General features: G+C 60.9%; 14 protein-coding genes. 5 read left to right on the forward strand and 9 right to left on the reverse strand.

Features of this window, described 5'->3' with window-relative positions; genetic code table 11:
- Nucleotides 1-3 precede the first annotated feature (3 nt).
- The 8 genes from CFBP1590_RS11010 to urtA form a co-directional block, all read right to left on the reverse strand.
- Entirely contained in the window at nt 4-699 is a 696-nt protein-coding gene (locus CFBP1590_RS11010; protein ID WP_069143650.1) for an urease subunit beta, read from the reverse strand.
- Nucleotides 700-723: 24 nt separating this feature from the next.
- Nucleotides 724-1,467, reverse strand: coding sequence for an urease accessory protein UreF (locus CFBP1590_RS11015; RefSeq protein ID WP_088235003.1), 744 nt, complete (start codon nt 1,465-1,467; stop codon nt 724-726).
- On the reverse strand, nt 1,464-1,904 hold the full coding sequence (gene ureE / locus CFBP1590_RS11020; RefSeq protein ID WP_088235004.1) for an urease accessory protein UreE: 441 nt from the start codon (nt 1,902-1,904) through the stop codon (nt 1,464-1,466). The genes CFBP1590_RS11015 and ureE overlap by 4 nt, the downstream gene beginning before the upstream one ends.
- A 20-nt stretch (nt 1,905-1,924) precedes the next feature.
- On the reverse strand, nt 1,925-2,614 hold the full coding sequence (gene urtE / locus CFBP1590_RS11025) for an urea ABC transporter ATP-binding subunit UrtE (protein WP_004886976.1): 690 nt from the start codon (nt 2,612-2,614) through the stop codon (nt 1,925-1,927).
- Nucleotides 2,615-2,616: 2 nt separating this feature from the next.
- Nucleotides 2,617-3,354, reverse strand: coding sequence for an urea ABC transporter ATP-binding protein UrtD (gene urtD, locus CFBP1590_RS11030; protein WP_004886977.1), 738 nt, complete (start codon nt 3,352-3,354; stop codon nt 2,617-2,619).
- Nucleotides 3,354-4,493: an urea ABC transporter permease subunit UrtC gene (urtC, locus tag CFBP1590_RS11035; RefSeq protein ID WP_029243710.1), complete on the reverse strand. Its 1,140-nt coding sequence runs from the start codon at nt 4,491-4,493 to the stop codon at nt 3,354-3,356. The genes urtD and urtC overlap by 1 nt, the downstream gene beginning before the upstream one ends.
- Before the next feature lies 1 nt (nt 4,494).
- Nucleotides 4,495-5,397: an urea ABC transporter permease subunit UrtB gene (urtB, locus tag CFBP1590_RS11040; protein WP_004886981.1), complete on the reverse strand. Its 903-nt coding sequence runs from the start codon at nt 5,395-5,397 to the stop codon at nt 4,495-4,497.
- A 66-nt stretch (nt 5,398-5,463) separates the two neighbouring features.
- Nucleotides 5,464-6,645: an urea ABC transporter substrate-binding protein gene (urtA, locus tag CFBP1590_RS11045; protein ID WP_043306446.1), complete on the reverse strand. Its 1,182-nt coding sequence runs from the start codon at nt 6,643-6,645 to the stop codon at nt 5,464-5,466.
- A gap of 624 nt (nt 6,646-7,269) precedes the next feature.
- Between urtA and CFBP1590_RS11055 the strand changes: the two genes are divergently transcribed.
- From CFBP1590_RS11055 to CFBP1590_RS11065, 3 genes are all read left to right on the forward strand, one after another.
- Entirely contained in the window at nt 7,270-8,418 is a 1,149-nt protein-coding gene (locus CFBP1590_RS11055; protein ID WP_088235005.1) for a transporter substrate-binding domain-containing protein, read from the forward strand.
- A complete protein-coding gene (locus tag CFBP1590_RS11060; protein WP_058432800.1) occupies nt 8,415-9,047 on the forward strand; it encodes an ANTAR domain-containing response regulator in 633 nt (210 codons plus the stop codon). The genes CFBP1590_RS11055 and CFBP1590_RS11060 overlap by 4 nt, the downstream gene beginning before the upstream one ends.
- 181 nt (nt 9,048-9,228) lie before the next feature.
- Entirely contained in the window at nt 9,229-10,767 is a 1,539-nt protein-coding gene (locus tag CFBP1590_RS11065; protein WP_088235006.1) for an amidase, read from the forward strand.
- A gap of 585 nt (nt 10,768-11,352) precedes the next feature.
- On the opposite strand, the gene CFBP1590_RS11070 is transcribed toward CFBP1590_RS11065, so the two are convergent.
- A complete protein-coding gene (locus CFBP1590_RS11070) occupies nt 11,353-11,898 on the reverse strand; it encodes a cysteine hydrolase family protein (protein ID WP_058432623.1) in 546 nt (181 codons plus the stop codon).
- A 142-nt stretch (nt 11,899-12,040) separates the two neighbouring features.
- Here CFBP1590_RS11070 and CFBP1590_RS11075 point away from each other — a divergent pair, with 142 nt between their 5' ends.
- Both CFBP1590_RS11075 and CFBP1590_RS11080 read left to right on the forward strand, forming a co-directional pair.
- Nucleotides 12,041-13,051 carry a GlxA family transcriptional regulator gene (locus CFBP1590_RS11075; RefSeq protein ID WP_029241514.1) on the forward strand — a complete coding sequence of 337 codons (1,011 nt, stop codon included), beginning with the start codon at nt 12,041-12,043 and terminating at the stop codon, nt 13,049-13,051.
- Between the two features lie 115 nt (nt 13,052-13,166).
- Nucleotides 13,167-14,138, forward strand: a complete 972-nt coding sequence (locus tag CFBP1590_RS11080; RefSeq protein ID WP_043306451.1) for a helix-turn-helix domain-containing protein — start codon at nt 13,167-13,169, stop codon at nt 14,136-14,138.
- Nucleotides 14,139-14,164 lie beyond the last annotated feature (26 nt).

A 14,164-nucleotide genomic window follows, 5' to 3' on the forward strand; every position in this document is an offset into this window, starting at 1 on the left:
GGGTCAGGCTCCCTTGAAGTGCTGGGCGCGCGCACGGTCCAGCGCCATGCGCTTGCAGGCCGGGTCGTGCAGGTTGCCATTGGTCAGGCCGCTGAAGCCGTGAATGTCGCCGGTGCCGCCGAACTGCACCAGTTGCACCTCACGCAGTTCGCCGGGTTCAAAACGCACAGCGGTGCCGGCCGGAATGTCCAGGTGCATGCCGAAGGCGATGTCGCGGGGGAAATCCAGCGCCTTGTTGACTTCGAAAAAGTGGTAGTGGCTGCCGATCTGCACGGGGCGGTCGCCGGTATTCAGGGCGCGCAGCGTTGCAGTGGGTCGGCCGCCGTTGAGCTGGATGTCGCCTTCAGGCGCAATAATCTCGCCGGGCGTAGGCATCTCCGCCAGCGGCAGTCGGCCGGGGCGAATCGGTTGATGAACCGTCACCAGTTTGGTGCCGTCCGGAAACGTACCTTCGACCTGTAGCACCGGCAGCAACTCGGCAACGCCGGGCATCACGTCATCAGTGTTGAGAATCGTCGAACCGAAGCCGATCAGTTCGGCCACGCTGCGTCCCTCGCGGGCGCCTTCCAGAATTTCGTCGGCGATCAGCGCCGAGGCTTCCGGAAAGTTCAGGCGCAGGCCCTTGCCCCGACGTTTGCGTGACAGTTCGGCAGCGGTGTAGAGCGTGAGGCGTTCAAGCTCGGTGGGGGTCAGCAGCATGGCATGGCTCCTGCGGGCAGGTGATCAATTGGCAAACAGGCGTAATTCCTGCGTTTCGTGACGCATCACGGCGATCTCGGCCATCGGCGTGAAGCCGCTGGCGTTGTCCGGCTCGGGCGCTGCGTCCGCCAGCAGTTGCGTGATCAAAGGTTGAATGGCGGTCAGCACCCGCTGAGCATCAATGTGGCCCATGACGCCAAGGCGTACGGCAGCGCTGACCAGTCCGGTGCCCAGGCCGTGGGCCGCCGCCAGCTGGCAATGTTCAAGCTGCATGCCCAGCTGTTTCCATATCAGCCCCTGCAACACCGGCAGATGCCCCGGCGTTTCGCCGGCCAGCACCTGCTGCTGATAGCGCGCCGCGCCGGGTGTGCCGAGCGCGACATGAACGCCCAGCAGCGCCTGGCCGACACGCCGTGAACCCTGGCGCAGCTCTTCGGCCATCGTCAGCGCTTCGACCTGCGCATCCAGTGTCATCAGATATTCCAGATCGTCGGCCGACTGCCAGGCGGCGACCAGAAACGCCCGGTCAAAACTGTTCCAGCGGTGACGCAGTTGACCTTCGACAAAACCGCACACCTCAGCGCTGCGATCCGGACGTGTTTCCCGCTGGCGGCGTCGCGGCGGGACTCGTTCGATCGGTCCCAGATGACCGTCCGCCTTGAGGGTTTCCAGCCCCCACGACCAGGCCACGGCGCCGGTGGGGAAGAAACTGTCGGCCTGCTGCAGGGCCAGCAGGACGCTGCCCAAGTCGTCGAGAAGGTCGTTCATGCGCGCGACACCCGGCCGTCGGCGATCATGGGGGCCAGGCGTTCCAGGTAATCGGCTTCAGGCCCGCTGAGCGGGATCTGCAAGGTGTCCTCGGCAAAGCGCACGGCCCAGTGCATGTTGCCTGCGAAGTAACCCAGTTCCAGCGCTGCGGCTGCATCGCGTGGCCGCAGGCTCAGGTACTGCTGATCCTGCATCTGCACGACGATGGCGCGCTGGCCGTCGAGCATCAGCACCGAGCCGTTGCGCAGTTGCTGATGCCGCTCCAGACGAATCGCGCAGTCGGTGCCCCGGTCGCTGGCCAGCCGCAGACGATGGCGCTGGATGTCACTGCCGGACAGGCTCAGGGTCTCCACCTGCCCGTTGTGGCTCAGTTCATGAAGCTGCTCGGCGAGGGCCGGGTCGCTGGCCTGGCCGAGGATGCGGTCGAGTATCAGCATGGCGTGTCTCCCGTGCCGGTTCAGATGGTGAGGTAACGCAGGATGCGCTCGCGGTCGACGGTTTCGCGGACTTCGCTGTGCACGAACTCGCCCTTTTCGATAATCAGGTAACGGTCGGCCACCGCCATGGCGAACGACAGCACCTGCTCGGACACAATCAGTGAAAAGCCACGTTCCTTCTTGAGCAGATTCAGGGCCTTGGCGATGTCCTTGATGATCGACGGCTGGATGCCTTCGGTGGGTTCGTCGAGGATCAATACCTTGGGGTTGGACACCAGTGCGCGAGCGATGGCGAGTTGTTGCTGCTGGCCGCCGGAGAGGTTGCCGCCCTTGCGCCTGCGCATCTCGAACAGCACCGGGAAGTACTCGAAGATGTAGTCGGGAATCGCTGCAGCGGGCGCGCCCTGCATGCCGGTGAGGATGTTTTCCTCGACGCTCAGGTACGGAAAAATCATTCGGCCCTGTGGCACGAAGCCGACGCCTGCAGCAACGCGCTCATAACTCTTGCTGCCGGTGAGTTCCTGCCCGGCCAGCTTGATGCTGCCGCTGCGGGTCGGCAGCATGCCTACCAGACTGCGCAGTAGCGTGGTCTTGCCCATGCCGTTGCGGCCCATGATCGCCAGCGATTCGCCCGGCGCAAGGTCAAGGCTGAGGTTGCGCAGCACGTGGCTGTCGCCGTAATAGACGTTCAGTTCAGTGACATTCAGCATGTTCAGTGCCCCAGATAGACGTCGATGACGCGAGGATCGTTCTGCACCTGATCCATCGAGCCGTAGGCCAGGGTTTTGCCCTGATGCAGCACGGTGACCTTGTCGGCCACCGACTTCACGAACTCCATGTCGTGCTCGATGATCACCATTGCGCGGCCCTTGGCGATCAGCTTGAGCAGGCCTGCGGTTTTCTCCCGCTCGCCTGCACTCATGCCCGCCACCGGTTCGTCCAGCAACAGCAGTTCCGGACGTTGCATCAGCAGCATGCCGATCTCCAGCCACTGCTTCTGGCCGTGGGACAGCAGCCCGGCCTTGCGGCCCAACTGGTCCTTGAGAAAGATCATCTCGGCGGTCTGCTCGATTTCGGCCTGCAAAGCGGTGTTCTTCCCCGCAAACAGGCAGTTGAAAATGCCGCGTTTGTCCGGCGAGGAAATGTCCAGGTTCTCGCGCACGGTCAGGTCTTCGTACACCGACGGGTTCTGGAACTTGCGACCGACGCCCGCTCGGGTGATCTGGTACTCGATCATGTTCGCCAGTTGCAGGTCCTTGAAGCGAATGCTCCCGGCGCTCGGTCGGGTCTTGCCGCAGATCATGTCCAGCAGCGTGGTCTTGCCTGCGCCGTTCGGGCCGATCACCACATGCACCTGGTTTTCTTCGACATAGAAATTGAGGTTGTCCACGGCCTTGAAACCGTCAAACGACACCGTCAGGTCTTCGACACTCAGTAGCAGCGCGCCCATCAGTTCGCCTCCTTGTTGTTCAGTCGTTGCAGCAGACCGGCCAGGCCTGCGGGCAGGAACAGCACCACGCCCATGAACAGAAAGCCGATGAAGTACTGCCAGAAGCTGACGAAGTTCTCCGAGAGGTAGGTTTTCGCCGTGCCGATCAACAGCGTGCCGTACACCGCACCGACCAGCGATAAGCGTCCGCCCAGCGCTGCGTAGATGACGATTTCAGTCGAGGGAATGATGCCCACCAGCGAGGGCGATGCCAGACCGACCTGCAGGGTGAACATCACCCCGCCCAGCGCCGAGATCAGCGCGGCGACGGCAAAGATAAAGGCCTTGAACAGGGCGGTGTTGTAGCCGGAGAAACGCACCCGGTCTTCGCGGTCGCGGATCGCCACGATCACCTTGCCCAGACGGCTGCGCAGAATGAAGCCGCACATCGCGACGCAGGCCAGCAACAGCAGGGTGGTGATCAGGTACAGGATCCAGGGCGTCTGCGGCGTTTGCAGGCTCAGGCCGAACACTGTCTTGAAATCGGTCAGGCCGTTGACCCCGCCGGTGTAGCCTTGTTGACCGATGATCATGATCGACATGATCGAAGCCAGCGACAGGGTGATGATCGAGAAGTACACGCCGCCTACGCGTTTCTTGAAGTAGGCGTAGCTGAACAGGAACGCCAGCAACGCCGGAAGAATCAGGATCGCCACCAGCGTGAAGGTTGCCGACTCGAATGGTTTCCACCACCACGGCAGCGACTCGACGCTGTTCCAGATCATGAAGTCGGGCAGCGCCGAGCCGTAGAAGGCGGCGAGGGCGCTGGCGGCCTCGTCCGTGGCGGTGGCTTCGAGTTTCAGGTACATCGCCATCATGTAACTGCCCAGGCCGAAGAAGATCCCCTGGCCGAGACTGAGGATGCCGCCGTAGCCCCAGATCATCACCATGCCGACTGCGCAGAATCCCAGGCTCAGGTATTTGCCTGCGAGCCCCAGACGGAAGTCGCCCAGGCACAACGGCAACACCACCAGTAGCAGAACCGAGAGCCAGATGAGGCTGTAGCGCTCCAGCAGTGCCAGCCAGCCGCCACTGAGCCAGGCGGGGCGGGAGCTCGTTGTGCGGGGCAGGGCTGGCGGCTTTTCAGTCATGTCATTCATCTCAACGTCTCACTTTCGTGGCGAACAGGCCGTTGGGGCGGAAGAACAGCAGCACGATCACCACCAGCAGGGTCATGGCCTTGGCCATGGAACCGGTGGTGAGGTATTCCAGCGATATCTGCGTCTGGCCGATGGCGAAGGCCGACAGGAAGGTGCCCAGCAGGCTTTCGACGCCGCCGAACACGACCACGATGAAGGTGTCGACCAGGTATTGCTGGCCGCTGACCGGGCCGGTGGAGGCGAGCATGGTGAACGAACTCCCGGCGATGCCGGCCAGCCCGCAACCCAGCGCGAAGGTCACCGAATCCACCCGTGCGGTATTGATCCCCGCAGCACCGGCCATGGCGCGGTTCTGGGTCACAGCGCGGATGCGCAGGCCCCAGCGGCTGCGGTAGAGAAACAGGAAAACGGCAGCGGCAATGACGAACGTCAGACCGATGATGAAAATCCGGTTGATCGGCAGCTCCAGGCCTTCGCTGACTTTCCACGCGCCCTGCAGCCATTGCACGGTCGGCACGCTGACTTCCTTGGGGCCGAAGACCTGACGAAAGACCTGTTGCAACACCAGCGACAGCCCCCAGGTTGCCAGCAGGGTGTCCAGCGGGCGGTTGTACATGAAACGGATAAAACAGCGTTCAAGCAGAAAGCCAAAGGCGAAGGTCACCAGGAAGGCGACGCCGATCGCGACGATGAAGTACCAGCCCATGAGTTCGGGCAGGTAGCGCTGAAACACCACCGACGTGACGTAGGTCATGTACGCGCCCATTGCCATCAGTTCGCCGTGGGCCATGTTGATCACGCCCATCAGGCCGAACACGATGGTCAGCCCCAGTGCCATGAGCACCAGCACCGAGAACAGCGAGAACCCGCTGAAGACTTGCATTACCAGCGTATCGAAAGTCATGGCGTCGCCACCTGTCGCTGAAGGTTGAAAGAGGCGGGCGTGGATTGGCTCACGCCCGCGCAGGTGTCAGAGTTTCGGGAACGGGTTGGGCTCGATGGGCGCGGACTCGTAGATCACGTCGACCTGACCCTGCGCGTTGAGGGTGCCGATGCGTGCGCGTTTCCACAGGTGATGGTTGTCCTTGTGCACCTTGATCTCGCCTTCAGGCGCATCCAGTTCCATCTCCGAGGACGCTGCAATGACGTTCGGCACGTCGAAACTGCCCGCTTTCTCGACGGCTTTTTTCCACAGGTACACAGCGGTGTAGGCGGCTGCCATCGGGTCGCCGATCACGCGTTGCTGGCCATAACGGGTCTTGAACGCCTGAACGAATTTTTCGTTGACCGGGTTTTTCAGACTCTGAAAGTAGCTCATGCAGGTCAGGAAACCGGTGAGGTTTTCGGCGCCGATACCGGTGACTTCTTCTTCCGTCACGGCGAGCGCCATCAGGGTCTGGTTGCTGCTGTCGATCCCGGCGGCCTTGAGCTGTTTGTAGAACGCCACGTTGGAGCCGCCGACGATGGTGGAAATCACGATGTCAGGCTTGGCGACCTTGATCTTGTTGATCACCGAGGAGAACTCGATGGCGCCCAGTGGCAGGTAATCCTCGCCGACAATCGAGCCGCCTTGCTTGGTCACCGACACGCGCGCCAGCTTGTTGGTGGTGCGTGGCCAGATGTAGTCCGAGCCGACCAGATAGACGCTTTTGCCCTTGTTGGCCATCAGCCAGGTGACGGCTGCCAAGGTCTGCTGCGAGGCCTCGGCGCCGGTGTAGATAATCGCCGGGGATTTTTCCAGACCCTCGTAGAAGGTCGGGTAGTAGAGCAGGCCCTTGTTGCGTTCGAAGACCGGCAGCACAGCCTTGCGTGAAGCAGAGGTGAACGCGCCGAAGGTCACCGCGACCTTGTCGTTTTCCAGCAGCTTGCGCGCCTTTTCGGCGAAGGTAGGCCAGTCACTGGCACCGTCTTCGACGATCGGTTCGATGGTCTTGCCCAGTACGCCACCGCTGGCGTTGATTTCGTCGATGGCCAGTTTTTCGGCGTCCACCACCGAGGCTTCACTGATGGCCATGGTGCCGGTGAGCGAGTGGATGATCCCCACTTTCACGGTCTCGGCTGCGTGCGCCTGACCGATCAGGGAAAACGGCAGCAGGCTCATGGCGCTCAGCAACAGCGCATGCTTGATCAAACGGCGTTTGTCGTTGTGCATTCACTTCTCTCCCAGGAATAAAAAAAGCCCGACATTCCGTCCTGCGAACAGGCGGAAGGTCAGGCTTTTGTGCCGAATCTGGCGGGACAGACGATGTCCGATCCAGTCGTACGCGAGGTGTCTCCTTACTTGCCATGAGGGCGTAGGGCAGGCAGCTGGCGCGATGTCTCTGAAAGGTCATAGCAAGGCCGGTGCCAAGTGCCAAATACCGGCGATGGCTTGCTTTGCAGCGCGTTGCCAGAGCGCCCCTTCATTAATTGCACGCGCGCAAGGGCCTGCGCCGCTTTGGCGCGAGAGCAGGGCGGCACGCACCAAAAACGTGACCGGACACGTATGCCAGTCCGTGCATTTGCTGTCGATTATTGATCGTGTGCACGCTGGCCCGCTCCCTGCATGGGCTTGAACGACACCCTCGCAGGGTCCCTTGTCACACGCCCATCCCCGGCAGGTGTGGAAGGCCCCTCGCATGCGCTGGCCCTGACACTGTTGTCACGCCAGCCCAGGCACAACCGCCTGAGAGCCACCGCTGAACCTCGCGGTTTTCGCTCAGCCCTTTTATGCATGAACCCCAGGACCCCGGCCAAAGGCGGGCGTCTCATCTCACGCTGAACAAGGTTTATTGGCATGGTTGACCAGTCGATCCGCATAGGCGGTCTGTTTTCAAACACCGGGGTCACGGCCGCAGGCGAATGCTCGACGATGCGCGGCGCGCAGTTCGCCATTGAGCAGATCAACGCAGCCGGTGGTGTGGATGGCCGGCCATTGGAAATGATTACCCGCAACCCCGATTCCACGCCTGCGCTGTTTGCCATGCATGTCGAGTCGCTGATTCGCGAAGAGAAGCTGAAGTTCTTTTTCGGCTGCTACACCTCGGCCGCGCGCAAGGCGGTATTGCCGGTCGTCGAGCGTTACGATGCCTTGCTGCTATACCCCGTGTACTACGAGGGCTTTGAATACTCACGCAACATTATCTACACCGGTGCCACGCCCAATCACAATGCCGTGCCGTTGGGCAATTACATGTTCGAGCACTTTGGCAACCGCGTGCTGATGATCGGCTCCGAATACGTCTATCCGTACGAAACCAACCGCCTGATGAGCGACCTGCTGTACGAGCGCGGCGGGCAGAAACTGGGCGAGTATTACCTGCCGCTCAAGAACGCCCGTCCTGAAGATTTCGCCAGACTGATGATCAAGGCGCGGGAACTCAAACCCTCGTTCATCTTCTCCACAGTGGTTGGCGAGACCATGGCCCATCTGTATCAGGCCTACGCCGATGCAGGCTTCGATCCGGCTGCCATGCCGATTGCCAGCGTCACCACCAGCGAAACCGACATTCAACAGATGGGCGTGCATTTGGGCACCGGCCATATCTCGGCGGCGAGTTATTTCCAGTCCATCGACACACCGCTCAATCGCCAGTGCATCGCCGAATACCGCGAGCTGTTCGGCCAGCACCAAGTGACCGACCGCTGCTGGGAAGCGGCGTATTTTCAAGTGCACCTGCTGGCCAAGGCCATCAGCCGTGCCGGCAGCACTGAGGTGGAAGCGGTGCTGCAGACCATGCGCGGTCTGGAATTCGACGCGCCTCAAGGACGAGTGAGAATCGATGAAAACAACCACCACACCTACCTGTACTCACGGATCGGACGCGCCAACGCCGACGGTCAGTTCGACATTCTTTACGAGAGCCAGAAGGCGCTCAAACCCGACCCCTATGCCATTGCGCCCGATTTCAGTGGCTGGTCCGGTCTGGCCGGGAGGCGTCCATGACCCTGCGTGCTGCCAAGAAACGCCTGCGCAACGACAGCGCAGGCGGCATCAAGGACCTGCGTGACATCAGCGTGCTGGTGATGCACCCGGATGACGAAGACGGGCGCAACCTGATCGCGCAATTGCAGCGCATCGGCTGTCAGGTGCGTGTGCAATGGCCGATCCCTGAACGCCTGCACAGTGAGGCGGATGTGATCGTGCTGGCGATATCGCCGGAAAGCCTGTCGACCAATACGCCCTGGCTGCTGCACAGCGCGACCCCGCCGATCATTCCGGTGATCGCTTACGAGAACCCGATTATCGTCGAGGCGCTGGTCCAGTTGAACGCCTGCTCGGTGATTCCGTCACCCGTCAGATCCTTCGGACTGCTCACCGCGCTGACCCTCACCCTGAGCCATGCGCGCAAGACCCGCGAACGGGAGAAGCACGTCAAGCGTCTGGAAGGACGTATGGCGGTCATGCGGACTGTGCAGCAGGCGAAAATCATCCTGATGGAAACCAAGGGGCTGTCGGAAATCGACGCCTACAACGCACTGCGTGATCAGGCCATGAGCAAGCGCGAACCGGTAGAGAAAATTGCCGAGGCGCTGGTGAAAGCCCACGAGTTGTTTCAACAGGCCTGCTCCTGATCATTTGTTGAGCGTCAGGCCATAACGCCTGATCCTCTTCTGCGTGGACGTTTGCCATACGCCCTGAACCGGCAGGTATGGAGCACCGCGTGGCGACCGGCATGGACAACGGCGTCCTCCGGAACGAGCTTGAGCCCGTGCACTCGGCACCGGCGGCTCCTACCGTCATCTGGAGAACATCATGTCCATCAAACGCCCTGAAAATGCCGACTTTCTTCTTGCCGCCCAGGACCATGGCTACGACCTGTCCGACAGCCAGATGCAGGCGTACCTGAACCTCGCTGACAAGAGCCTGAATTCCTACGAAGCCATTGATGCGCTGTACGCTGCCCATGTCGCTCAGCCGACACCGCTGCGCGAACACAGCAAGCCGCTGCCCGCCGAAAACCTGCACGCCGCCTGGTACGTGAAAACCCACATCACGGGGGCCGCCGAAGGTCCGTTGAAGGGCCGGACCGTGGTCATCAAGGACAACGTCTCGGTCGCAGGCGTGCCCATGGCCAATGGCTCGTTGAGCCTGGAAGGCTACGTGCCGTCCGAAGACGCCACCGTGGTCAAACGCCTGCTGGCAGCGGGCGCCACAGTGGTTGGCAAATCGGTGTGCGAAGACCTGTGCTTTTCCGGTGCCAGCTTCACCTCCGCCAGTGGTGCGGTGAAGAATCCGTGGGACATGACCCGCAACGCGGGCGGCTCGTCCAGCGGCAGCGCGGTACTGGTTTCTCTTGGCGAAGTCGACATGGCCATTGGTGGCGATCAGGGCGGATCGATCCGCATGCCGTCGGCCTGGAGTGGCATCGTCGGCCACAAACCGACCTACAGCCTGGTGCCTTACACTGGCGCGTTTCCCATCGAGCGGACCATCGACCACGTCGGCCCGATGGCCAACACCGTGCGCGACTGCGCCTTGATGCTGGATGTGATCGCAGGCGCCGACGGGCTGGATTCGCGGCAGAAAAATCCGCCCGCAGTCAATTGCCTCGCGACCCTGGATCAAGGCGTTGCCGGCTTGAAAATCGGTCTGCTGCGTGAAGGTTTCGCGATTCCCGGCATGTCCGAGCCGCAGGTGGACACATTGGTCAAAGCTGCCGTCGCGCAGCTTGAAAGCCTCGGCGCGATTGTCGGCGAAGCCAGTGCGCCATGGCATTCGGGTGTCGCGCTGGACATGTGGAACGTGATCGCCACCGACGGCGCTGCGTACCAGATGCTGCAAGGCAACGGCTATGGCATGAACGTCGATGGTTACTACGATCCGGACATCATGAGTTATTACGGCGCCAAACGCCGCGAACACGCCAACTCGCTGTCGCACAGTGTGCGCGCCGTGGCGTTGACCGGTCACTACAGCCTGAAGAACCTGCATGGCGCCAGCTACGCCAAGGCGCGCATGCTGGTGCCGGAACTCACGCGTCAGTATGACGAAGCGTTCAAGTCATTCGACGTGCTGGTGATGCCGACCATGCCGTTCGTGGCGACGCCCTTGACCGCACCGGACGCACCCATCGAGGAATACGTACACAGCGCACTGAACATGCTTGCCAATACCGCACCGTTCGACATCACCGGCCACCCGGCAACGTCGATTCCCGCCGGATTGGCCGACGGTTTGCCGGTAGCCATGATGATCGTCGCACCACGCTTTCAGGACGCACTGGCGTTGCGGGTGGCGCAGGCTTACGAACAGGTCCGGGGTGAGTTCCCCAAGCCGCCGCGCTCGTCGTAATACCTAAGTCCGCCTCAACACTGATCGTGCCCATGCTCCGCGTGGGTATGCCTCCCGTGACGCTCCGCGTCACAAATGGCACGGACTGAGGATTCAGTGAGCCGAGCGCATGGCGTGGATAACGGCGGAGCTTGGCCACGCATCTGCGCCACATTCAAGAGCGGACGCGGAGCGTCCTGAGCGGCATTCCCACGCGGAGCGTAGGAACGATCAGCGTGATCTCAAGCACGCCGATCATGCCCATGCTTGTGCTCAGCGTTATACCTGAGTCTTACTGCGACCACGGACTGTGGGAGGCGGCTTGCCGGCGATGGCGTCCGTTCAGTCACTGATAGGTCGCGTCAGAAAAAGCATCGCCGGCAAGCCGCCTCCCACGGGGTATGCATTCAGTCAGTCACTTTCGTTTTACTCCCCGTTTTTCGCGTCTTGCGGACTTGTGTATAACGATGAGCGCAGAGCGTAGGAACGATCATCATCGTATTTCTTCATGAGGACGCGCGTATAACGACAAGAGCCGCCGCGTGGTTGAATTCGTCCGTGAAAGCGAAACGCCCGGACATCTCCGGGCGCTTCACACTGCGGGTTTCAGGCAGAAAGGTAATCGTCGACGGATTTGACCGTGGCATAGCCGAATTCGAACGCCGCCATCATCGCAGCATGCACCTGAGCCGAAGGTACATTCACGCCGTTGTAGCTCAGGTCCAGCGTCGCGCAGGCGTCGTGGAGTACGGTCACGGGATAACCCATGTCTGCTGCTGCACGCACCACGGCGTCGATGCACATATGGCTCATCGCGCCGATCACCACGACTTCCTGAACACCGAACGTCTTCAGTTGATGCTTGAGATCGGTTTCCCGAAAAGCGTTGATGTGTTTCTTGACCGTCACCGTTTCTTCGCCTTGCGGCGCAACGGCGTGCTGAATTTCTGCACCGTTCGAGCCTTTGACGAAGATCCCGGCACCTTCACCCTCGGACTCATGGCGAATGTGAAACACCGGAACGCCGGCGCTTCTGGCATGCGCGATCACTCGGACGGCATTGGCAACCGCCGCTTCAATGCCGGTCAACGGCAGCTTGCCGGTGGGCAGGTACTCGTTCTGAAGATCTACAACAATAAGGCCTGGTTTCATGAGCGGACTCCAATCGAGTGAATGGCGGGGTATGGAATTGCAACGAACTGCATTGTTGGCAAATGCTCGAGAATTCAACAGTGGCCTTAATGACATAATTAGATAAAATTGGGCCAACTCGAATTCAGCCAGAGATTGCGCCATGTCACCCATACGCGTTGCCGTTCTGGCTTTTGAAGGCGTAAGCCTGTTTCACCTGTCCGTCCCGGGGATTGTGCTGGGTGCTGTCGAAGTCGCCCCCGATGAGCCCCGGTACGAGATCAACTACTGTGCGCAGGTGCCGGGCATGGTCCGCAGTGACCAGGGCCTGGACATCGCTGTGGAGCAAGGGCTTGAGTTGATGGACAGTTCCGACGTCATCATCATTCCGGCCTGGGGCGATGACCTTGAGCCTGCTTCTGCATCGCTCATCAAGGCGCTTCAGGATGCCAATGCCCAGGGCAAGCTGATCGTAGGGTTGTGCCTGGGCTCGTTCGTGCTTGGTGATGCCGGTTTGCTCGACGGCAAGGAAGCGACGACGCATTGGATTGCTCGCGACGTCTTTGCACAGCGTTTCCCCGCAGCGCGTTTTCGGCCCGATGTGCTGTACGTCAGTGCAGACAACATCATGACGTCCGCCGGAACCATGGCTGCCATCGACTGCTGCCTGCACCTGATACGTGAACGTCACGGTGCCGATGCGGCGAATCGCACCGCCAGGCTGCTGGTGACACCTCCACACAGGCAGGGCGGGCAGGCGCAGTACGTGGAAAACCCTGTCCCGCAACTGGCGTCCCAAACTCATCTGTCAGAAGTGCTCGCGTGGGCGCGGCTCAATCTGGGCAATGACCTGTCGCTGGACGTTCTGGCTGAAAAGGCGCGGATGAGCCGACGTACTTTCACACGCCGCTTCAAGGATGCGACCGGAAGTACGGTCTCCCACTGGCTGAATGCAGAGCGCGTTTCCAAGGCACAGCAGTTACTGGAAACGACTGATCTGCCTATCGAATGCATCGCGGGGGAGGCAGGGTTTGGCACACCGCTGTCTTTGCGGCAACAGTTCAGCGTGCAGTTGGGCACGTCGCCTTCGGATTATCGGCGGATGTTTTTTCGGCACAGGGGTGAGGGTAAAAAGGGCAAAGAGAGTGAGCGTTCCAGCACAACGTCCCGCTGATTTACCCCACGAGCCCTAGCCGTATTCGGCACAAATCACCCAGCCGCTACCGCACCGGAACAAAATTTGCCTCCTTTCAACCTAGTGACCTTGAAACGCATTAAGGGCAGGGCCGATGAATAACAATAATGTAGCGATACAGACCGCGCCTCACCTGCAGCATTTCCAGACCTGCGACATCGACGAGCACGGTCGCAACCTCGGTGGGTGGCAGGTTCGTTACGATCAAGTGACGCCCGGTGGCTTTGAAGGCGAGCTGACGGAGTTTCGGTCGGACTGGCTGCAACTGGTCCGCGACCGCTCCAATCAGGCGCTGGCCAAGAGTGGCATGGCCTGGAAGGGCGCGATTGTTTTTGCGTTGCCCTTGAGCGCCAGCGGTCCGGCATTCTGCGCCGGGCATACGCTTCAGGAACCCAGTCTGATCGTCGCGCATGGCGAGAATCTTCCCGAGTTGAGCACGCCGCTGCAACTGGATGCACTGGGCGTGGCGATCGAAGAGGGGGCCTTGGCGCACGCGTTGGAGCGTCAGGGCAGTCGTTTTGAGATTACCGATCTTCCCAAGTGTTACCGTTTGACCGATCCAACGGTCCGGACGAGGTTCGCTGCGCTGTTCGATAACCTGTTGAACGGTGAGCAGGCGTGTCTGGAGAAGCTTGAGCACGATTCGATCCGTCGTGGCCTGAGGGATGCTGTCATGTTGCAGGTGCTGGAACTGGTGGCACCCGATCAGGCGCCGCCTCTCAATACCACGGCGCGAAAGAGAATGGTCGACCGGGCGCGGGATTATGTTCTGGCGCATCTGGACGAGCCATTGTCGATTCTGGATGTGTGCAACCACATTGGCACCAGCCGCCGCAAACTTCAGTACTGCTTTCAGGAAACGCTGGGCATCAATCCTGTTGCCTATCTGCGCACGTTGCGTCTTAACGCAGTCAGGCGCGAGTTGCGTGAAAGCAGCCGGATCGAACGAGTACAGACCGTCGCAGCGCGCTGGGGATTCTGGCACTTGAGCCGTTTTTCCAGTGACTACCGGACGCTCTTTGGGGAAACACCGTCGCAGACATTACAGCGCACGCATCTTTGCTGAAAACGGATAACGGCAAAAAGCCTGGC

The sequence above is a fragment of the Pseudomonas viridiflava genome, assembly GCF_900184295.1.
Taxonomy (GTDB): Bacteria; Pseudomonadota; Gammaproteobacteria; order Pseudomonadales; family Pseudomonadaceae; genus Aquipseudomonas; species Aquipseudomonas viridiflava.